Annotated in this window: 18 protein-coding genes; 12 read left to right on the forward strand and 6 right to left on the reverse strand. The window is 63.6% G+C overall.

The features are described 5' to 3' along the window. Nucleotides 1–465: 465 nt before the first annotated feature. Nucleotides 466–936: a phosphate-starvation-inducible protein PsiE gene (locus IMX18_RS01595; protein ID WP_013974183.1), complete on the forward strand. Its 471-nt coding sequence runs from the start codon at nucleotides 466–468 to the stop codon at nucleotides 934–936. Nucleotides 937–939: 3 nt separating this feature from the next. Here IMX18_RS01595 and IMX18_RS01600 read toward each other — a convergent pair whose 3' ends face one another. Next, nucleotides 940–1,230, reverse strand: coding sequence for a DUF3509 domain-containing protein (locus IMX18_RS01600; protein ID WP_015271769.1), 291 nt, complete (start codon nucleotides 1,228–1,230; stop codon nucleotides 940–942). Nucleotides 1,231–1,351: 121 nt separating this feature from the next. After that, complete coding sequence (locus tag IMX18_RS01605; protein WP_003260689.1) at nucleotides 1,352–1,699, reverse strand: HPF/RaiA family ribosome-associated protein; 348 nt, start codon at nucleotides 1,697–1,699, stop codon at nucleotides 1,352–1,354. Between the two features lie 233 nt (nucleotides 1,700–1,932). Between IMX18_RS01605 and IMX18_RS01610 the strand changes: the two genes are divergently transcribed. The 6 genes from IMX18_RS01610 (at nucleotide 1,933) to IMX18_RS01635 (ending at nucleotide 8,308) form a co-directional block, all read left to right on the forward strand. Then, the gene (locus tag IMX18_RS01610; protein WP_013974181.1) at nucleotides 1,933–2,238 is read left to right on the forward strand and encodes a DUF3649 domain-containing protein; all 306 of its coding nucleotides are present in this window, start codon (nucleotides 1,933–1,935) and stop codon (nucleotides 2,236–2,238) included. After that, on the forward strand, nucleotides 2,235–3,812 hold the full coding sequence (locus IMX18_RS01615; protein ID WP_217190094.1) for a PepSY-associated TM helix domain-containing protein: 1,578 nt from the start codon (nucleotides 2,235–2,237) through the stop codon (nucleotides 3,810–3,812). Before IMX18_RS01610 ends, IMX18_RS01615 begins: the two co-directional genes overlap by 4 nt. After that, entirely contained in the window at nucleotides 3,812–4,138 is a 327-nt protein-coding gene (locus IMX18_RS01620; RefSeq protein ID WP_015271767.1) for a DUF3325 domain-containing protein, read from the forward strand. The genes IMX18_RS01615 and IMX18_RS01620 overlap by 1 nt, the downstream gene beginning before the upstream one ends. 22 nt (nucleotides 4,139–4,160) lie before the next feature. Then, the gene (locus IMX18_RS01625; RefSeq protein ID WP_015271766.1) at nucleotides 4,161–4,718 is read left to right on the forward strand and encodes an RNA polymerase sigma factor; all 558 of its coding nucleotides are present in this window, start codon (nucleotides 4,161–4,163) and stop codon (nucleotides 4,716–4,718) included. Beyond that, nucleotides 4,715–5,698, forward strand: a complete 984-nt coding sequence (locus tag IMX18_RS01630) for a FecR family protein (protein ID WP_054572769.1) — start codon at nucleotides 4,715–4,717, stop codon at nucleotides 5,696–5,698. The genes IMX18_RS01625 and IMX18_RS01630 overlap by 4 nt, the downstream gene beginning before the upstream one ends. Nucleotides 5,699–5,917: 219 nt before the next feature. Beyond that, nucleotides 5,918–8,308, forward strand: a complete 2,391-nt coding sequence (locus tag IMX18_RS01635) for a TonB-dependent siderophore receptor (protein ID WP_015271764.1) — start codon at nucleotides 5,918–5,920, stop codon at nucleotides 8,306–8,308. Nucleotides 8,309–8,398: 90 nt separating this feature from the next. On the opposite strand, the gene IMX18_RS01640 is transcribed toward IMX18_RS01635, so the two are convergent. Beyond that, on the reverse strand, nucleotides 8,399–9,274 hold the full coding sequence (locus IMX18_RS01640; RefSeq protein WP_015271763.1) for a helix-turn-helix transcriptional regulator: 876 nt from the start codon (nucleotides 9,272–9,274) through the stop codon (nucleotides 8,399–8,401). A 273-nt stretch (nucleotides 9,275–9,547) separates the two neighbouring features. Between IMX18_RS01640 and IMX18_RS01645 the strand changes: the two genes are divergently transcribed. Beyond that, on the forward strand, nucleotides 9,548–10,450 hold the full coding sequence (locus IMX18_RS01645; RefSeq protein ID WP_061303666.1) for a DMT family transporter: 903 nt from the start codon (nucleotides 9,548–9,550) through the stop codon (nucleotides 10,448–10,450). A 126-nt stretch (nucleotides 10,451–10,576) separates the two neighbouring features. On the opposite strand, the gene IMX18_RS01650 is transcribed toward IMX18_RS01645, so the two are convergent. From IMX18_RS01650 to IMX18_RS01660, 3 genes are all read right to left on the reverse strand, one after another. After that, nucleotides 10,577–11,122 (reverse strand): hypothetical protein, encoded by a 546-nt coding sequence (locus IMX18_RS01650; protein ID WP_015271761.1) that lies wholly within the window; start codon nucleotides 11,120–11,122, stop codon nucleotides 10,577–10,579. A gap of 204 nt (nucleotides 11,123–11,326) precedes the next feature. Beyond that, nucleotides 11,327–12,301: a 2-hydroxyacid dehydrogenase gene (locus tag IMX18_RS01655; protein WP_061303668.1), complete on the reverse strand. Its 975-nt coding sequence runs from the start codon at nucleotides 12,299–12,301 to the stop codon at nucleotides 11,327–11,329. Nucleotides 12,302–12,517: 216 nt separating this feature from the next. Beyond that, on the reverse strand, nucleotides 12,518–13,465 hold the full coding sequence (locus IMX18_RS01660) for a LysR family transcriptional regulator (RefSeq protein WP_015271759.1): 948 nt from the start codon (nucleotides 13,463–13,465) through the stop codon (nucleotides 12,518–12,520). 191 nt (nucleotides 13,466–13,656) lie between these two features. Between IMX18_RS01660 and IMX18_RS01665 the strand changes: the two genes are divergently transcribed. From IMX18_RS01665 to IMX18_RS01680, 4 genes are read left to right on the forward strand one after another with little or no spacing between them, the layout of a single operon-like run. Continuing rightward, the gene (locus tag IMX18_RS01665; RefSeq protein WP_015271758.1) at nucleotides 13,657–15,186 is read left to right on the forward strand and encodes an efflux transporter outer membrane subunit; all 1,530 of its coding nucleotides are present in this window, start codon (nucleotides 13,657–13,659) and stop codon (nucleotides 15,184–15,186) included. Further along, nucleotides 15,183–17,360: an FUSC family protein gene (locus IMX18_RS01670; protein ID WP_015271757.1), complete on the forward strand. Its 2,178-nt coding sequence runs from the start codon at nucleotides 15,183–15,185 to the stop codon at nucleotides 17,358–17,360. The genes IMX18_RS01665 and IMX18_RS01670 overlap by 4 nt, the downstream gene beginning before the upstream one ends. 4 nt (nucleotides 17,361–17,364) lie before the next feature. Then, a complete protein-coding gene (locus tag IMX18_RS01675; protein WP_003257154.1) occupies nucleotides 17,365–17,565 on the forward strand; it encodes a DUF1656 domain-containing protein in 201 nt (66 codons plus the stop codon). Nucleotides 17,566–17,575: 10 nt separating this feature from the next. Continuing rightward, nucleotides 17,576–18,436: an efflux RND transporter periplasmic adaptor subunit gene (locus IMX18_RS01680; protein WP_013974168.1), complete on the forward strand. Its 861-nt coding sequence runs from the start codon at nucleotides 17,576–17,578 to the stop codon at nucleotides 18,434–18,436. Nucleotides 18,437–18,531 lie beyond the last annotated feature (95 nt).

Raw genomic sequence — 18,531 nt, forward strand, 5'->3', positions numbered from 1 at the left:
TCATCCATCAGCGCCTGGCCATCCGGGCACTTTCGCGGGTTTACCCGCGAAGAGGCCAGCCCAGACAACGCAACACTCAAACCTCAGTGCAAACTCCGAGGCTCAGCGGGCATCTGCACCTGAACCAGTGCCGACTCAAGCAAAGCCCGCAACGTCTCCAGCTCATGCATTGAGGTCATCATCAAATCAAAGCCGGTCGCTGTTTGGCAGCGACGATCCGAGACTAGTGCTCATCCCCGAACACCACAATGGCAGGGAGTATCTTTGGGAAATGCCCTACAAGGAAGGGGTTAAATCTGATTTTTCCCCAGCGCATGGTCGTGTTTCTGGCAACTTGCCACGCCTCAAGGTGCCTTGCGGCAATCGGTCGCCTTCCAAGGCAGGGGCCTGGCCCTTTAACTGCATGGCACAAGCGTCACACCGGTGACGCATCATCCTTCAAGACGTATCGGGGAATGGAACATCGTGAACATCAAATGGGCAGAAAAGCTGCGAAAGGGGCTGCACGGCTCGGCCGACTCGCTGGGAAACCTGTGCGTCGAGGCATTCCATTACCTGGCGCTGTTCGGCATTGGCGCGATCACCGCCTATGCGGCGGTGATGACGTTCCTCGACATGCTCGGCAAGGGCGGGGTCAGTGTCGATGACATCCTGCTGCTGTTCATCTACCTGGAGCTGGGGGCGATGGTCGGTATCTACTTCAAGACCAACCACATGCCGATCCGCTTCCTGCTGTACGTGGCCATCACCGCGCTGACCCGCCTGCTGATCGGCGACGTCTCGCACCACAAGGCGCCGGACGTAGGGCTGTTGTACCTGTGCGGTGGCATCCTGTTGCTGGCGTTCGCGATCCTGGTGGTGCGCTACGCCTCGTACCGCTACCCCTCGACCAAGGTACTGGATGCCAGCGGCAAGGAAGTGGAGGAGGGCAAGTAGCCCTCAGTTGGCGATGAAAAGGCGCGGCTCGTGGCGGGCGTCACGGGTCAGCGCGGCCAGCACCTGAAGGGGGTTCTGGTTGTGCTCGATGGCCAGGCCCAGGCGGATGCTGTCGATCACCCGCTGCAGGCGCACCGGGTCATTGCGCTGGGCCTGGGTGATGAGGCGCTTGGCGACCACGCCAGCGTCGTCGGACAGGGTCAGCATGATGCTGCCGTCGAGGTTTGCAATGCTCAGGTTGACCCGGTATTCGGGGGCGAATGCAGCACTGATTCGTTCGAATGGGTTGTTCATGGTCATGCTTCTGCGCTGAATGAATGCAGAAGTTGACCGGGGAAATTACCTGTTGGTTCAGCGCCATCGATCGATACAAACGAAAACGCCCGGCATCAGGCCGGGCGTCTTGTGTTGCCGATCAGGCGTCTGGGTCACTCAGTTCCAGGGCGCCGCGCTTGCTGCGCAGTTTGCCGTAGAAGTGTTCCAGCGCGTGGTTGAGCTTGGTGGCGGCACCATCGACCGCCTGGTCCAGCGAAGTGGCGGTGTGGGTCACGGAAATCGGTTGATGGCCTTTGGGGCGAGCCTCCATCTGGCAGCGTTTGTCATGCGGTCCGGGCTTGGCGCCGTTCTCGTCGCGCAGGTGGACCTCGATGCGGGTGAGGTCGTCTTCGTAACGTTCCAGCGAGTTCTGCAGTGTGCTGCGGACCCACTGGTCGAGCCGGGCGTTGCCTTCGAAATGGTTGCTGCTGTTGACCTGGATTTGCATGATTCAATCCTTATTCAGCTTGCTCGCATGGAGACGCGCCTAGGCCTCTGAGACCCTTGGTATTTCTGCGTCTCTTGACTCTAAGGTCAGGCAACGGCGAAACGAATTCAAGCCCTTTTTGAAAATAAATTTCTTGTTGCATTCAAGGCAGCAGGCGACTCATCGCGTGGCCTTTGCTTATGAGAATTGAAATCATTATTATTGCAGCCCCGAAAACGCCCGGACCATCGCACATGACGCGCAAAACCGCCGGTCTCTCGCTCAGCTATCGCCTGGCCGTGACGTCACGCAGCCTTGCCGCGCTGCTGGGTGGCTACCTGCTGGCGTCCGTGGCCAGCGTCTGCATTTCCCTGGTAGCGCCGCTGCCACGGGTCGATGCCACGCTCACCGGCCTGCTGCTGTCATTCGTTTTCTACCTGCTGGCGTTCATCTGGTGCTTTGCCTGCCGCAGCGCTTTGCGCGCCTGGCTGGGCGTACTGGCGCCAAGCGTGCTGCTGGGGGTGATCAGCGGGTTGGCATACTGGATGAAAACCCCATGAAAGAAGGCTTCCGCCAGGCCATGGCCTGGCTGCACACCTGGACCGGCCTGATCTTCGGCTGGCTGTTGTTCGCCATCTTCCTCACCGGCACGCTGTCGTATTTCAAGGAAGAAATCACCCACTGGTCGCAGCCAGAAGTGCGCAGCCATGCATTGGACCCGACCCATAGCCTGGAGGTGGCCCAGCGGTACCTGCAGGACAACGCCGGGCATTCGGGCACCTGGCTGATCCGCATGCCCAACGCACGCGAGGCCGCCTTGAACGTGGGTTATCGCGACCCAAATGGCGGGCCACGCGGTTTCGTCACCAAGACCCTTGATACCCAGACCGGGCAGCCGGTGGCGGCACGCGACAGTCGCGGTGGCGAGTTCTTCTACCGTTTCCACTTCCAGTTGCAGATGCCACACCCTTTCGGCCGATGGCTATCGACGTTGTGCGCCTTCATCATGCTGTTGGGGCTGGTCACCGGCATCATCACCCATAAGAAAATCTTCAAGGAGTTCTTCACTTTCCGTCCAGGCAAGGGCCAGCGCTCCTGGCTGGACGGGCACGACGCCATTGGCGTGCTGGTGCTGCCCTTCCACCTGATGATCAGCTACAGCAGCCTGGTGTTGTTCATGTACATGGTGATGCCGGCGGGCATCATGGCCAGCTACGGCAATGACACCGGCAAGTACTTCAACGAACTGTTCGGCCGTAACAATGCGCCCAAGGCGGCCCATGTGGCCGCGCCGCTGGTACCGTTGCCGAGCCTCTATGCCAAGGTGCAGGACCTGCAACCGGGCGCGCGTATCGGCCGTATCCAGGTGGAAAATGCCGGCGACAGCAATGCCCGCGTTACCTTCACGCAATCGGCTGCCGACCACGTGGCTTACCGGCGTAGCGCCAACTGGACCTTCGATGGCGTCAGCGGTGCTCTGCTGGGCCAGGGCAAACCGGAGAGTGGGGCAATGATGACCGCCTTCAGCTTTGCTGGCCTGCACATGGGCAATTTCGCCGGGCCCTGGCTGCGCTGGCTGTACTTCTTCTTTGGCGTGGCCGGTACTGCGGTGATTGGCACCGGCCTGGTGATGTGGCTGGGCAAGCGCCAGCTCAAGCATGCCAGAAGCGAACGCCTGCCGGGCGAACTGCGCCTGGTCGAGGTGCTCAATATCGCCAGCATGAGCGGCCTGTTGCTGGCCGTGGCGGGCTTCTTCTGGGCCAACCGCCTGATCCCGATGGGCGTCGAAGGCCGCGCCGATTGGGAGGTCAATGCCTTCTTCTGCGCCTGGGGCCTGTCGCTGGTGCACGCCGTTCTGCGCAGTGGGCGGCGGGCATGGGGCGAGCAACTGGCACTGGGCGCGCTGGCCTTCGCCTTGCTGCCGCTGCTTAACGGCCTGACCACCGGCCAGGGCCTGAACCATTCGCTACCTGCGGGTGACTGGGCCATGGCTGGTTTCGACCTGACAGCGCTGGGCACCGGCCTGTTCCTGGCCTGGTTGGCCGGCAAGATGTTACACAGCCCGAAGGCTGTGGCCATGCGGGCCCCTCGTGCGGCAAGGAAGCCAAGCACTGAGACGGCGGAGGCGAGCTGATGCTGGGTAATGCACTGATCGCTTACGCCGGCTTCGTTGCCCTGTGCCTGGCCATGGAGAAGCACTTCGTCGACCTGCTCGGGCGCAAGCCGCGCCCCGGGCAGTTGCGCCTGTTGCGCAGCGCCGGTTGGCTGTTGCTGGTGCTGTCGCTGGTGCTCAGCGTGCACCTGCGGGGCTGGGCCCATGGCTTGGTGGAGTGGACCGCAGTGATGATGGCCGGGGTGACCCTGTGGGTGTTCGGCCTGCCATACCAGCCCCGCCTGTTGCTGGGCCTGGCCGCCGCCAGCGTGGTGCTGGGGCCGTTGCTGGCCGTGTTCGCCGAGTGACCAGGTGAGCGAGCCGGGCGACATGATCGAGGCGGATGCCGAAAGCGGCGGTGGGCGTGCGCGCTTCGTCCAGGTGTTCCAGGCCCAGCGGGCACGCATGGAGGCCCTGGTGAGCCGCCGGGTAGGCTGCCGGGCCACGGCATCGGACCTGGTCCAGGAGCTGTTCCTGCGCTTCTGGCGTCGCCCTGAGGTCAAGGTCGAGGCGCTGGATACCTACCTGCTGCGTTGCGCCGGGAACCTCGCCATCGACCACCTGCGCAGCGAAGGCAGCCGCGAGCGCGCAGCCGAAGCTGTGTTGCCGCTGGATGAAGCGGCCATGGCCCAGGCCCCGGAACAGGCCGTGGAGGTCGATCACGACTTGCAGCGCATCGACGCTGCCTTGCGCGCCTTGCCCGAGCGCACCCGGCAGATCTTCCTGCTCAACCGTATCCACGGCTGCAAGTACGGCGAGATCGCCAAGGCCATGCAACTGTCCCAGAGTGCTGTGGAAAAGCATATGATGCGCGCCCTCGAAGCGTGCAAGGCGAGTGTTGCCGAGCCCGCGTCCACCCCACGCCGGCCAGGGAGTGCCCGTCGATGAGCCGATTACCGCCGATCACCGAGGCGCAGTCCCGGGCTGCACTGCAATGGCTCAGCCGCATCAACGAGCAGCCTGCGCAAGCCGAGGGCGCGGCGTTCAAGCGCTGGCTGCTGGCCGAACCTGGGCACCGTGAGGCCTACGCCCAGGCCCAGGCGCTGTGGCAGAACAGCGCCGCCCCGGCGGCGCGCCTGGCCGCTGAAGAACAGGAAAGCCTGCAACGTTACCTGGATGCGATGGCCACGCCACCGGCCAGGCACCCCTGGCGGCAGCGGGTCGCGGCGCTGGCGGTGGCTGCGTGCCTGGTACTGGCCGTGGGCGTTGCCGGTGGTTGGCACCCGGCCCTGTGGCTGCAGGACCTGCAGGCCGACTACAGCAGTGCTGGTCAAGTTCGCCAGGTGACCTTGGCCGACCAGTCGCAGGTGACGCTGGATGCGGGGAGCGCGATTGCAGTCGATTTTGTGCAGGGCGAGCGCCGCGTGCGGTTGTTGCATGGCGCGGCGTACTTCCAGGTCACGCATACCGGCACGCCGTTCGTAGTGGAAGCTGCCGGTGGCGAGGTGCGCGTGCTTGGCACCCAGTTCGAAGTGCGCGAGCAGGACGAGGGAGCCCAGGTCACTGTGAGCAGCGGGCGGGTGGCGGTGAGCCCGGCGCCGGGCGCAGCAGCGCGTGAACTGACGGCCAACCAGCAGGTGGCCTATGCTGCCGGCCAAGTCGGCGACACCCTGGCGGTGGATAGTGACAACCGCCTGGCCTGGCGCCAGGGCTGGCTGAATTACTACCAGGTGCCGCTGGCTCAGGTGGTCGAAGACCTGGGGCGCTATTACCCGGGGCGCATCCTGTTGCTCGAGGATGAGTTGGGGCAGCGCAAGGTCAGTGGCAGTTTCCCCGTGGCCGAGCCGTTGCTGGCGCTGGATTCGCTGGGCAAGGTGATGGGCTTTTCGCGGCAGACTTTGCTGGGGCGGTTGACTGTCATCCGTTAGTCGCCTGTGCCGGCCTCTTCGCGGGCACGCCCGCTCCCACAGGTACTGCACTGGATTCGAAACTTGTGCAGTCCCTGTGGGAGCGGGCGTGCCCGCGAAGGGGCCGGCACAGGGAAAAAATTTTTTCAGGCAACGGGTGAGGTAACAGGACGTGGCATCCGTGTAATGAGTGGAAGTGCGATTCATTCGCAGTCACATCCCTCTCACAGGTCAGCGTCCATGAAGTTCACCCCGCGTTGCGTCCCTCTCTGGTTCGGCCTTTCCGCGTTCCCGGCATTCGCTGCCGCTCCCCTGGCCTGCGCCGTCGAGCAACAGCAGGTGTACCCCTTCGCCCAGCCGGCGCAACCCCTTGCCCAGGCACTCAGCGCCTTCAGCCGCACCACCGGCCAGAGCGTGGTCTACACCCTGGAACTGCCAGGTGTGCAGGCGCCGGCATTGAACGGCAGGTTCAGCGCCGAACAGGCCCTGCAACAGCTGCTGGGCACTACCGGGCTGGCCTGGCGCCGCGTCGATGCACGCACGCTCACCCTCGAAGCAGTGGACACCTCCGGCGCCCTCAACCTGCAGGCCATCACCGTGACCTCGCAACTGGACGACTACAGCTACCAGCCCCCGGCTACCGCCTCGATCATGCGCGGGCAGGGCCCGAGCCAGGACATCCCCCAGGCCATCAATGTGGTGCCGGCCCAGGTCATCCGTGACCAGGCCCCACGCAATCTTGATGACGCTCTGGCCAATGTCAGCGGCATCACCCAGGGCAACAATTTCGGTGGCACCTCCGATACCGTGATGAAGCGCGGCTTCGGCGACAACCGCGACGGCTCGATCATGCGCGATGGCATGCCCATCGTGCAGGGCCGCAGCCTCAACGCCAGCACCGAGCGGGTCGAAGTGCTCAAGGGCCCGGCCTCGCTGCTGTACGGCATCCAGGACCCGGGCGGGGTGATCAACGTGGTCAGCAAGCGCCCGCAACTCGAGCAGTACAACGCCCTGACCGTGCGCGGGTCGACCTACGGCAGCGGCAAGAACGGCAGCGGTGGCGGGTTCGACAGCACCGGCGCGCTGGGCGACAGCAACTTCGCCTATCGCCTGATCGTCGACCACGAAGATGAGGACTACTGGCGCAACTACGGCGTGCACCGCGAATCGCTGGTAGCGCCGTCGCTGGCCTGGCTGGGCGAAGACACCCAGGTGGTACTGGCCTACGAGCATCGCGAGTTTCTCTACCCCTTCGACCGTGGCACGGCGTTCGGCAACAACGGCCACCCGCTGGACATCCCTGCCACGCGGCGCCTGGACGAGCCCTTCAACGACATGGAAGGGCGCTCCGACCTGTACCGTCTGGAAGTCGACCACCGGTTTGCCGATGACTGGAAGCTGCACTTCGGCTACAGCTTCAACCGCGAAACCTATGATGCCAGCCAGGTGCGGGTGACCGGCGTGAATGAAAAAAGCGGCACGCTGTCGCGCAGCATCGACGGCACCCACAACGCCATGAGCCGTGACCAGTTCGCCACCCTGAGCCTGGCCGGTAATGTGCAACTGGCCGGGATGCAGAACGACCTGCTGTTCGGCATCGATCACGAGGACCGCAAGATTTTCCGCGGTGACATGATCCGGCAGACCGCCCAATCCACCTTCAGCTATATGAACCCGGTCTACGGGCAGGAAGTGGAGGGCACCACCGTCAAAGCCAGTGACAGCGACCAGACCGACAAGCTGCGCACCGACGCGTTGTTCGTGCAGGACGCGCTGCACCTGGATGATCACTGGATCCTGGTGGCTGGTGCGCGCTTCCAGCAGTTCGACCAGTACGCTGGCCGTGGCCGCCCTTTCAAGGCCAACACCGACATCAATGGCCAGGCGTGGGTGCCGCATGCAGGTATCGTCTACAAGGTCGATGATCAACTGTCGTTTTATGGCAGCTATAGCGAGTCGTTCAAGCCCAACTCGACTATCGCGCCGCTGGTCGGCAATGTGGTGCTCGACTCGTCGGTGGCGCCGGAGGAGGGCAAATCGTGGGAACTGGGCGCCAAGCTCGACATGCCGGGCCGCCTGACAGGCACTCTGGCGTTGTTCGATATCACCAAGCGCAACGTGCTGGTTTCCAACTTTGATACCAGTACTCGTGAAACGGTGTACAGCAATGCCGGGGAGGTCGGTTCACGGGGCGTTGAGCTGGACCTGACTGGCCAGCTGAGCGAGCGATGGAGCCTGATTGGCAGCTATGCCTACACCGATGCCAAGGTGACCAAGGACCCGGCCCTGCAGGGCAACCGCCTGCAGAACGTGGCCCGGCACAGTGGTTCGCTGTCGGCGGTGTATGACTACGGCAGCCTGTTCGGTGGCGACCGCTTGCGTCTCGGTGCCGGTGCAAGGTATGTCGGCGAGCGCGCGGGTAACTCGACCAACACCTTCGACCTGCCGTCCTATACCGTGGCCGATGCCTTTGCCAGCTACGAGACCAGGCTCGACGAGCACAAGGTGCTGCTGCAGCTGAACGTGAAGAACCTGTTCGACAAGGTTTACTACAGCTCGGCGGTGAACCAGTACTTTGTGGCCATTGGCGATGCGCGGCAGGTGAGCTTGTCCAGTACCTTCGAGTTCTAGGCCAGCCTGAACCGGCCTCTTCGCGGCTAAAGCCGCTCCCACAGGTACTGCACTGCCCTTGAGGGTGGCGCGGTCCCTGTGGGAGCGGCTTTAGCCGCGAATGGCCGTACGGTATTCGCCAGGCGTTGCTCCGACCGCCTGGCGGAACCGGTTGCTGAAATGGCTGGCACTGGCAAACCCGCACAACAGGGCAATTTCCCCCAGCGGCATTACCCCCAGCCGCAGTAGCTGGCAGGCCCGATGCAGCCGCCGGGCCAGCAGGTACTGATGCGGCGGCAGCCCGAAACTGGCGCGGAACATGCGCGCAAAGTGGTATTCGGACAGGTTGCAGCGCAAGGCCAGTTCACCCAGGGTGATGGGCTGGTCGAGATGCGCTTCGATGTAGTCGACCATTTGCCGGCGCAGGCTCGGTGCCAGCCCGCCTTTCAGGCGCAGGCCCTGGCGCAGCCCAACCTGGTTGAGCAGCGCATGGTCGACGATCTCGTGCGCCAGGCTGCTGGCCAGCAAGCGTTCGCCAGGTTCATCCCAGTCCAGGGTTATCAGCTGGCGAAAGCGCTTGGCTTGCTGCGGGTCGTCGAGAAAGGTCGCTTCCCGCAGTTGCAGCTCACGCGGTTCACGGTCGAGCAGGCGCACGCAGCCCAGGGCGAATTGCGTTTCGCTGACATACAGGTGCGCCAGGCGGATCGCGCCATTGACCACCCAGTTCGATTCCTGCCCGGCCGGCATCACGCACAGCTTGTCGGGCGCCCCTTTATCGCCGGGGCGCTGGCGGCGGAAGGTGCCGGTGCCGTCGGCGATGTAGCACGACAGGGTGTGATGGCTCGGTGCCTGGTAGTCGCGGGCATCGTCGCGGTTGCTCCACAACGCCGCCGCCAGCCCGTCGCCCAGGTGCGCGCTCAGCTCCAGCCGGGCGTGGGGCGAGGCGTGCATGGCGTTGAACACTTGCAGCTGGGTGAGTGGGGTCATGGGCGGTTCCTCTTGCCAGCCATCCTACTGCGCCTTGGGCAGGCTTACAGCAACCCGCGGGACAAATGCGCAAGTTTGTGCAAGCCGGGGAGGGGCCCCCGGAAGAAACTGGAGGCCTCGGCGAGGGCTGCGCCCTCGATCGCAGGCAAGCCAGCTCCTACAGGGACCGCGCCAGCCTGGAGCTTGGCGCTGTACTTGTGGGAGCTGGCTTGCCGGCGATTGGCCGCATCGCGGCCCCGGGATGCATGGTCGATCGCCTGAGGAGCTCCACCGATGAACCTGTCACTCTACTTGCTAACGGTCCTGATCTGGGGCACTACCTGGATCGCCCTGAAACTCCAATTGGGCGTGGTCGCCATTCCGGTCTCGATCGTCTACCGCTTCGCCCTGGCCGGGCTGATCCTGTTCGCCTTCCTGCTGCTCACCCGCCGCCTGCAGCCAATGAACCGGCGTGGCCACCAGATCTGTCTGGCCCAGGGCCTGTGCCTGTTCTGCGTCAACTTCATCTGCTTCCTCAGCGCCAGCCAGTGGATTGCCAGCGGCCTGATCGCCGTGGTGTTCTCCACCGCCACCCTGTGGAATGCGCTCAACGCGCGGATCTTCTTCGGCCAGAAGATCGCCAGCAATGTGCTCGGCGGCGGCGCCCTGGGGCTCCTTGGCCTGGGGCTGCTGTTCTGGCCCGAGCTGTCCCACCACGCGGCCAGCCGCGAAACCCTGTACGGCCTTGGCCTGGCCCTGCTCGGCACGCTGTGCTTCTCGGCTGGCAACATGCTGTCGAGCATGCAGCAGAAGGCCGGGCTCAAGCCCATGACCACCAATGCCTGGGGCATGGTCTACGGGGCGGTGATGCTGGCGGTGTTCTGCGTGGTCAGCGGTGTGCCATTCAGCATGGAGTGGAACGTGCGGTACATCGGCTCGTTGCTTTACCTGGTGGTGCCGGGCTCGGTGATCGCCTTTACCGCCTACCTGACCCTGGTCGGGCGCATGGGGCCGGAGCGGGCAGCTTACTGCACCGTGCTGTTCCCGTTGGTGGCATTGAATGTGTCGGCGGTGGCCGAGGGGTATCAGTGGACGGCGCCGGCCTTGTTGGGATTGGTGGCGGTGATGGCGGGGAATGTGCTGGTGTTTCGCAAGCCCAAGAGCCGAGTCATTAAGGCCGCTGGGCTAGCGAAGTGAAGCGTACATAGCTTGCACCGGGCACCTCTTGAGCTTGCCAAGAGGTGCCTAGTGCAGGAAGTTCTCAAAAGAGATTGTTCTTGACTCCGGGGCCTCGAGCCATAAGCAGCTCTGCCGCGGGAATATCTAGTCAGCGTCAAGGATGATTACTGCAAACCCCGGAATTTTATCGTGGCGTTTGTCGAATGCAAGAATGGCTGTAGGTGTAGGCTGGTCGCCGGAACTATAGTAATCGCCGTTCTGCTTCATTCGGCCATTACCGGCCAGTGTATACCAAGCTGTATGTTCTTCTGGGACTTTCGTCCATCCGCTATCGAAGATGTTTACGAGAAATTCCAGCCGTTTCTGGTCGTTGTCGGTCTTTAGCTCAAGCTTGTAACTGACCGGTCGAGGGAGGTTGGATATTAGTATGGTCGCATTGTAATATTTTCCATCTTCGAAAGCCGTCACAATGTCCTTTTTGAAAAACGAAATGATATCGGAGCTATCTCCCTTTGCAATACTATCTGGGGCGGTGTAAGTGGCAGCTCCTCCGTCCTTTCCCAGCAGTGTCCCTAGCTTCTCTCCTTCTAGAACCCATTCTGGGTTCTTCAAGGATGAAAAGAGGCTGATTTCGTATTGCGGGCTTACAAAGCTAATGTCTGGTCTGATAGTGCCAAGATTAGATTCCATCATACACCTCCAATTTTTGAGGTGTTATTGTTGCTGCGGTTCGCTAGAAGATGAACTGGCAGTTTTATCAGTTGCGGAACAGCTTCAGATACGTTCCTGTCGCGTATGGCTTTGAATCTTATTCGTGGCGCGCTCCGTACACACACACACACAGAGCGCGCCGTAAAAGTTAGGTGGCCCGTTTCAACAGATGTGGGGAAGCGATCAACTCCTCCACACCTGCGGGTTCACGAGGTCCCGCGGCCGTTCACCCAGCAGCGCCGCACGCAGGTTGTCGATTGCCCGGTTGGCCATGGCCTCGCGGGTTTCGGCAGTGGCCGAGCCAACGTGTGGCAAGGTCAGGGCATTGGGCAGTTTGAACAGCGGCGAGTCGCTCAGCGGCTCTTTCTCGTATACATCCAGGCCCGCACCGCGAATGGTGCCGTTCTGAAGCGCCTCTATCAGCGCCGCCTCGTCCACCACCGGCCCGCGGGCGATGTTGATCAGGAATGCGCTTGGCTTCATCAGTTGCAACTCACGCGCACCGATCAGCTTGCGGGTGGCATCGGACAACGGCACAACGATGCAGACGAAGTCGGCTTCGGCCAGCAGTTGCTCCAGGCTGCGAAACTGCGCGCCCAGCTCTTGTTCCAGCGCGGTCTTGCGGCTATTGCCGGAATAGATCACCGGCATGTTGAAACCGAACCGGCCGCGACGTGCAATGGCGGCACCGATGTTGCCCATGCCGACGATACCCAGGGTCTTGCCGTGCACATCGCTGCCGAAATGGGCCGGACCTACGGTGGCCTGCCAGTTGCCGGCCTTGGTCCAGGCATCCAGCTCGGCGGTGCGGCGGGCGCAGCCCATGATCAGCGAGAAGCCCAGGTCGGCGGTGCTTTCGGTCAGCACGTCGGGGGTATTGGTCAGGGCGATGCCGCGTTCGTTGAAGTAGTCCAGGTCGTAGTTGTCGTAACCGACCGACACGCTGGATACCACCTCCAGCCTGGCCGCCCCTTCGAGTTGCGCCCGGCCGAGCTTGCGGCCAACGCCGATCAGGCCATGGGCCTCGGGCAGGGCTTCGTTGAACTGGGCGTTGATATCGCCGAGCTTGGGGTTCGGCACGATCACGTTGAAGTCTTGCTGCAGGCGTTCGGCCATGGCCGGGGTGATACGGCTGAAGGCCAGGACGATCTTTTTCATCGGCAACTTCTTCTCTGCAAGGCTAGGGGAATGCCGGGCAGTTGACCGCGATGCGGTCATTCGCAGCACAAGGCTGCTCCTACAAGGGGCAGGCGCTGGGCCTTCTGTAGGAGCAGCATTGTGCTGCGAATGGAGGGCGGAGCCCTCCCAGGGGCCTGGCGCTGGAAACAATGGTTAGCAACCTACCATTGTCCGCCCCCGCAATGCAGCAGCTTTTTAGTTGGCGATCATCACCTGATGGGTTTTCAGGTCTGCCTCATGCGCCGCGAGAATCTCCGGCAGCGAGTTGCGCAGGTACTCCACCCAGGTCTTGATCTTGGCATCCAGGTACTGCCGCGACGGGTAGATGGCGTACAGGTTCAGCTCCTGCAGCCGGTACTCGGGCAGCACCCGTACCAGGCTGCCATCGCGCAGGCCGTCGATGGCCGAATAGATCGGCAGCACGCCCACGCCCATGCCGCTGCGGATGGCGGTCTTCATGGCATCGGCAGTATTGACCATGAACGGCGAGCTGGTGATGTTGACCATCTCCTGGCCTTCCGGCCCGTCGAACAGCCATTTCTCCAACGGGATCACCGGGCTGACCATGCGCAGGCAGGCGTGCTTGAGCAGGTCGGCAGGCTTGTGCGCAACGCCGTGGCGGGCAATGTAGGCGGGCGAGGCGCAGACGATGCTGTAGGTGATGCCCAGGCGCTGGGACACGAACCCCGAGTCGGGCAGTTCGGTGGCCAGCACGATGGACACGTCATAGCCCTCGTCGAGCAGGTCAGGCACGCGGTTGGCCATGGTCAGGTCGAAGGTCACGTCCGGGTGCGATTCGCGGTAGCGGGCGATGGCGTCGACCACGAAGTGCTGACCGACCCCGGTCATCGAGTGCACCTTCAACATCCCGGCCGGGCGGGCATGGGCGTCGCTGGCCTCGGCCTCGGCTTCTTCGACATAGGTAAGAATCTGTTCGCAACGCATCAGGTACCGCTTGCCGGCTTCGGTCAGCGCAATGCGGCGGGTGGTACGGTTGAGCAGCCTTGTTTGCAGATGGGCTTCCAGGTTGGAGACCGCCCGCGACACGTTCGCGGTGGTCGTATCCAGTTGCCCGGCGGCAGCGGTAAAGCTGCCGAGTTGGGCTACGCAACTGAAAGCACGCATGTTTTGCAGGGTGTCCATGGGTCACTCTCGATGTAGAGGACAAAATTGTGTCACGAAGTAACGTAAAAGAGATGAAAAGTTGCCTTCGACCAAAGGCGGATTATCGCCGTTTTGGTAACAAAGATTCGCAGGAATCCACGCTTATCGCCAGTGCTGACGCCCCCTAGAATTGCCCGGCCTCTTCACCTCTTCCTCGGGAAATCGCAGCTGTGCCGCGTCGCATCATCAGAACGCTCAATGCGTTCAGTGCCTGTGCCCTTGCCCTCACCTTGAGCGGCTGTATCGGAACCTGGGGCATTGCCCCGCAAAGCAAGACGCTGCAAGCCAACACCCTGACCACCGACGCGGCCATACGCGAAGCCGCGACCGACGCCCACTGGCCCGATCAACAATGGTGGCGCGCCTATGGCGACCCACAGCTGGACCGCTGGGTTGCCCTGGCCGTGGCCGGCAGCCCGAGCCTGGCCATGGCTGCGGCGCGGGTACGCGAAGCCAGGGCCATGGCCGGTGTGGTCGAATCGGCGGAAAAGCTCCAGGCCAATGGCCAGGCCGCGCTCAAGCGCCACAACTGGCCTGAAGACCAGTTCTACGGCCCGGGCGCACTGTCCGGCGCCAACACCTGGGACAACAACGCCGCGATTGGCTTCAGCTACGCGCTCGACCTGTGGGGCCGCGAACGCAATGCCAGCGAGCAGGCCGTGGACCAGGCGCACATGAGCGTGGCCGAAGCCCGCCAGGCGCAGCTGGAGCTGCAGAACAACGTGGTGCGCGCCTACATTCAGCTGAGCCTGCACTTCGCCCAGCGCGATATCGTCAAGGCCGAGCTGGAACAGCAGGAGCAGATCCTGGCCCTGGCCAAGCGCCGTCTGGATGCCGGCATCGGCACCCACTTCGAAGTCAGCCAGGCTGAAGCGCCGTTGCCGGAAACCCACCGCCAGCTCGACAGCCTGGACGAAGAAATTGCCCTGGCCCGCAACCAGCTGGCCGCCCTGGCCGGCAAGGGCCCGGGGGAGGGCGCGCAGTTGCAGCGCCCGAGCCTGGCCCTGGCCGCGCCGCTGAAGCTGCCGTCGAACCTGCCGGCCGAACTGGTCGGCCAGCGCCCCGACGTGGTCGCCAGCCGTTGGCAGGTGGCCGCCCAGGCGCGTGGCATCGATGTTGCCCACGCCGGCTTCTTCCCCAACGTCGACCTGGTCGGCGGCCTTGGCTTCATGGCAACCGGTGGTGGCCCGCTGGAATTCCTCACCGGGCGCAAGTTCAACTACAACGTCGGCCCGGCCATCAGCCTGCCGGTCTTCGATGGTGGCCGCCTGCGTTCGCAACTGGGCGTGGCTTCGGCGGGCTATGACGTGGCCGTGGCGCGCTACAACCAGACCGTGGTCGGTGCGCTGAAGAACATCTCCGACCAGCTGATCCGCCGTGAGTCGATGAAGGAGCAGTCGCACTTCGCCGCCGAGTCGGTCGCGGCCGCGCAGAAAACCTACGACATCGCCATGGTTGCCTTCCAGCGTGGCCTTACCGACTACCTCAACGTGCTCAATGCGCAGACTTTGCTGTTCCGCCAGCAGCAGGTGCAGCAGCAGGTGCAGGCCGCGCGCCTGATTGCCCATGCCGAGCTGGTCACTGCCCTGGGCGGTGGCTTGCAGGCTGGTCAGGATGCGCCGAAAGAGGAGCGCCAGGCCGCACCGAAAACCCCGGCCACCCTGGCCATTTTCGACAAGAAGCCGGATAACGCCGAATGAGCACTTCCAGTTTGCCCGTGCGCTGGCTGCAGAGCCTGGAATGGCGCCGGGGTTTCTTTGCCTGGGCGCGCACCGACGGGGTGACCTGGGTGTACATCTTCAAAGTGCTGGCCGCTGCGTTCATCACCCTGTGGCTGGCCATGCGCCTGGAGTTGCCGCAACCGCGCACGGCGATGATCACCGTGTTCATCGTCATGCAGCCGCAAAGCGGGCATGTGTTCGCCAAGAGCTTCTACCGAGTGCTCGGCACCCTGGCCGGCTCGGCGATGATGGTGGCGCTGATCGCCATATTCCCGCAGAACACCGAGCTGTTCCTGCCCAGCCTGGCCCTGTGGGTAGGCCTGTGCTCGGCCGGTGCCATGCGCTACCGCACTTTCCGCGCCTATGGCTTCGTGCTGGCCGGCTATACAGCGGCGATGATCGGCCTGCCGGTGCTGCAGCACCCCGACCAGGCTTTCATGGCGGCGGTATGGCGGGTGCTGGAAATTGCCCTGGGCATTCTGGTGTCGACCTTTGTCAGCGCCGCGATCCTGCCGCAGTCGGCCAGTGCCGCCATGCGCAACGCCCTGTACCAGCGCTTTGGCGTTTTCGCGGGGGTGGTGGTCGAGGCCCTGCGCGGCGAAAGCCAGCGGGACCGCTTCGAGAGCAGCAACGTGCGCTTCGTCGCTGAAGCAGTGGGCCTCGAGAGCCTGCGCAACGTCACCGCCTTCGAAGACCCGCACATGCGCCGGCGCTCTGGTCGCCTGGTGCGCATGAATAGCGAGTTCATGGCCATCACCACGCGCTTCAATGCCCTGCACCGTTTGCTGGAACGCCTTCGCGCCCGCGGCCCGCTGCAGATCGTCGGCGCCATCGAGCCAGGCCTGAACACCCTGGTGGAGCTGTTGCAGCCTTACGTGGGCCGGGCGCTGACCGACGCCGATGCGCTGCGCCTGACCCTGGAGCTGGCCGCCTACAAGGAAGGCTTGCAGGCACAGGTGCGCGGCTTGCGCGCCGAGTACCTGGCAACCGAGCCGAGCGAGTCCGACCTGCTCGACTTCCACACTGCCTTCGAGCTGCTCTACCGCTTCGTCGACGAGATGTACAGTTATGCCGAAACCCATGCCTCGCTAGCCGCGCACCGGCACGAACGCGAGCAGTGGGATGAGCCCTACGTGGCGCAGACCAGCTGGCTGGTATCGTTGGCCGCCGGTGTGCGCGCCTCGGCGGTGCTGTTGTTGCTGGGCAGCTATTGGCTGCTCAGCGACTGGCCCAGCGGCGCCATGATGACCCTGATCGCCACCGTCACCGTGGGCCTGTCGGCGGCCTCGCCGAACCCCAAGCGCATGTCGTTCCAGATGGCCTGCGGCACGGCGATTGGTGCCGTCGTCGGCTTCTTCGAAACCTTCTTCGTGTTCCCCTGGATCGACGGTTTCCCACTGCTTTGCATGGTCCTGGCGCCGGTGTTCGTGCTGGGCGCGTTCCTTTCGTCTCGGCCGGCGTATGCCGGCTACGGCATCGGCCTGCTGGTGTTCTTCGCCATCGGCTCGGTGCCGAACAACCTCACCGTGTATGACCCGTACACCTTCATCAACGACTACATCGGCATGGTCATCGGCATGTTCGTCTGTGCCGCTGCCGGGGCGATCATCCTGCCGCCCAACAGCCGCTGGCTGTGGAGCCGCCTGGAGCAGGAACTGCGCGAGCAGGTGCTGTTCGCCATCAGCGGGCGCCTGCGCGGCCTGGGTTCAGCCTTCGAAAGCCGCACCCGTGACCTGCTGCACCAGGCCTATGGCCTGGCAGCCGGCAAGCCACAGGTACAGAGCCAGTTGATGGGCTGGATGTTCACCGTGCTGGAAATCGGCCATGCCATCATCGAGCTGCGCAAGGAGCAGGCCCGCGCGCCGGTGCATCCGGCCTACGCCGAGTCGCAGCCCTGGCGCCAGGCGATCCGCGTGATGGGCCGTGCCCTGGCCCGGTTGTTCCTGCAGCCCAGCGCCAGCAACCACGAACGCGCGCTGGTGGCAGTGGACCACGCCATCGCCCGCGTGCAGGCCACCGACGAGCCCTTCGCCCGCCACTTCGACACTTCGGTGCTGCGCCGCGCGCAAAGCTACCTGCACTTCATCCGATCTTCCCTGCTCGACCCACAGTCGCCGTTGGCACCGGCGAAAGGACTGCACGATGCTCCCTGAAACCATGCCCCGTGAAATCGCCTTCCATGGCGTGTACATGCCCACCATGACCTTGATGTTCCTGTTCGCCCTGGGCCTGGCCTGGGGCCTGGACCGGTACATCGCCAGCCATGATGGCTACCGCTTCTTCTGGCACCCGGCGCTGCTGCGCCTGAGCCTGTTCGTCTGCCTGTTCGGCGCCCTGGCGCTGTCGCTCTACTGGTGAGAATCCTTCGATGAAAAAGTTCTTCAGCCTGATCGCCACCCTGTTGGTGCTTGCCGCTGCCGTGGTGATCGGTCGCCAGTTGTGGCTGCATTACATGACCACGCCTTGGACTCGCGACGGCCGTGTGCGTGCCGACATCATCAACGTCGCTGCCGACGTGCCTGGTTATGTGGTGGATGTGCCGGTCAAGGACAACCAGCGGGTGAAGAAGGGCGACCTGCTGATCCAGATCGACCCTGAGCACTACCAGCTGGCGGTCGACCAGGCAAAGGCGCAGGTTGCGTCGCGCAAGGCCACCTGGGAGATGCGCAAGGTCAACGCCAAGCGCCGTGCCGACATGGACAACCTGGTGATCTCCAAGGAAAACCGCGACGACGCCAGCAACATCGCCAACTCCGCCCAGGCGGACTACCAGCAGGCCCTTGCCGAGCTGGCTGCCGCCGAACTGAACCTCAAGCGCACCCATATCGTGGCCACGGTGGACGGCTACGTGACCAACCTGAATATCCACAAGGGTGACTATGCGCGTACCGGTGAAGCGGTGATGGCGGTGGTCGACGAGAATTCGTTCTGGGTATACGGGTTCTTCGAGGAGACCAAGCTGCCGCATGTGAAGGTGGGTGACCAGGCCGAGCTGCAGATGATGAGCGGCGAGCGCATCAAGGGCCATGTGGAGAGCATCGCCCGCGGCATCTACGACCGCGACAACCCACAAAGCCGCGAGTTGATCGCCGATGTGAACCCGACCTTCAACTGGGTTCGGCTGGCGCAGCGGGTGCCGGTGCGCATTCATATCGATGAAGTGCCGGACGGGTTTTTGCTGGCGGCGGGGACGACTTGTACGGTGGTGGTGAAGCCGAGCGAGGGATGATCCGGGGTGAGGTGGTGCAGCTACTGGCCTCTTCGCGGGCTTGCCCGCTCCCACAAGTGATGCGCCGCTCTTGGGGCTGGCGCAAATCCTGTGGG

Origin of the sequence: Pseudomonas shirazica, from assembly GCF_015168335.1 — a bacterium.
Classification (GTDB): domain Bacteria; phylum Pseudomonadota; class Gammaproteobacteria; order Pseudomonadales; family Pseudomonadaceae; genus Aquipseudomonas; species Aquipseudomonas asiatica.

Bases quoted from the DNA above. Each gene is read 5' to 3' on its own strand.
- IMX18_RS01650 (WP_015271761.1), bottom strand. From the start codon at position 11,122: ATGGAATCTAATCTTGGCACTATCAGACCAGACATTAGCTTTGTAAGC.
- IMX18_RS01645 (WP_061303666.1), top strand. From the start codon at position 9,548: ATGAACCTGTCACTCTACTTGCTAACGGTCCTGATCTGGGGCACTACC.
- IMX18_RS01635 (WP_015271764.1), top strand. From the start codon at position 5,918: ATGAAGTTCACCCCGCGTTGCGTCCCTCTCTGGTTCGGCCTTTCCGCG.
- IMX18_RS01610 (WP_013974181.1), top strand. From the start codon at position 1,933: ATGACGCGCAAAACCGCCGGTCTCTCGCTCAGCTATCGCCTGGCCGTG.
- IMX18_RS01675 (WP_003257154.1), top strand. From the start codon at position 17,365: ATGCCCCGTGAAATCGCCTTCCATGGCGTGTACATGCCCACCATGACC.
- IMX18_RS01680 (WP_013974168.1), top strand. From the start codon at position 17,576: ATGAAAAAGTTCTTCAGCCTGATCGCCACCCTGTTGGTGCTTGCCGCT.
- IMX18_RS01600 (WP_015271769.1), bottom strand. From the start codon at position 1,230: ATGAACAACCCATTCGAACGAATCAGTGCTGCATTCGCCCCCGAATAC.
- IMX18_RS01620 (WP_015271767.1), top strand. From the start codon at position 3,812: ATGCTGGGTAATGCACTGATCGCTTACGCCGGCTTCGTTGCCCTGTGC.
- IMX18_RS01660 (WP_015271759.1), bottom strand. From the start codon at position 13,465: ATGGACACCCTGCAAAACATGCGTGCTTTCAGTTGCGTAGCCCAACTC.
- IMX18_RS01670 (WP_015271757.1), top strand. From the start codon at position 15,183: ATGAGCACTTCCAGTTTGCCCGTGCGCTGGCTGCAGAGCCTGGAATGG.
- IMX18_RS01655 (WP_061303668.1), bottom strand. From the start codon at position 12,301: ATGAAAAAGATCGTCCTGGCCTTCAGCCGTATCACCCCGGCCATGGCC.
- IMX18_RS01625 (WP_015271766.1), top strand. From the start codon at position 4,161: ATGATCGAGGCGGATGCCGAAAGCGGCGGTGGGCGTGCGCGCTTCGTC.
- IMX18_RS01630 (WP_054572769.1), top strand. From the start codon at position 4,715: ATGAGCCGATTACCGCCGATCACCGAGGCGCAGTCCCGGGCTGCACTG.
- IMX18_RS01615 (WP_217190094.1), top strand. From the start codon at position 2,235: ATGAAAGAAGGCTTCCGCCAGGCCATGGCCTGGCTGCACACCTGGACC.
- IMX18_RS01640 (WP_015271763.1), bottom strand. From the start codon at position 9,274: ATGACCCCACTCACCCAGCTGCAAGTGTTCAACGCCATGCACGCCTCG.
- IMX18_RS01605 (WP_003260689.1), bottom strand. From the start codon at position 1,699: ATGCAAATCCAGGTCAACAGCAGCAACCATTTCGAAGGCAACGCCCGG.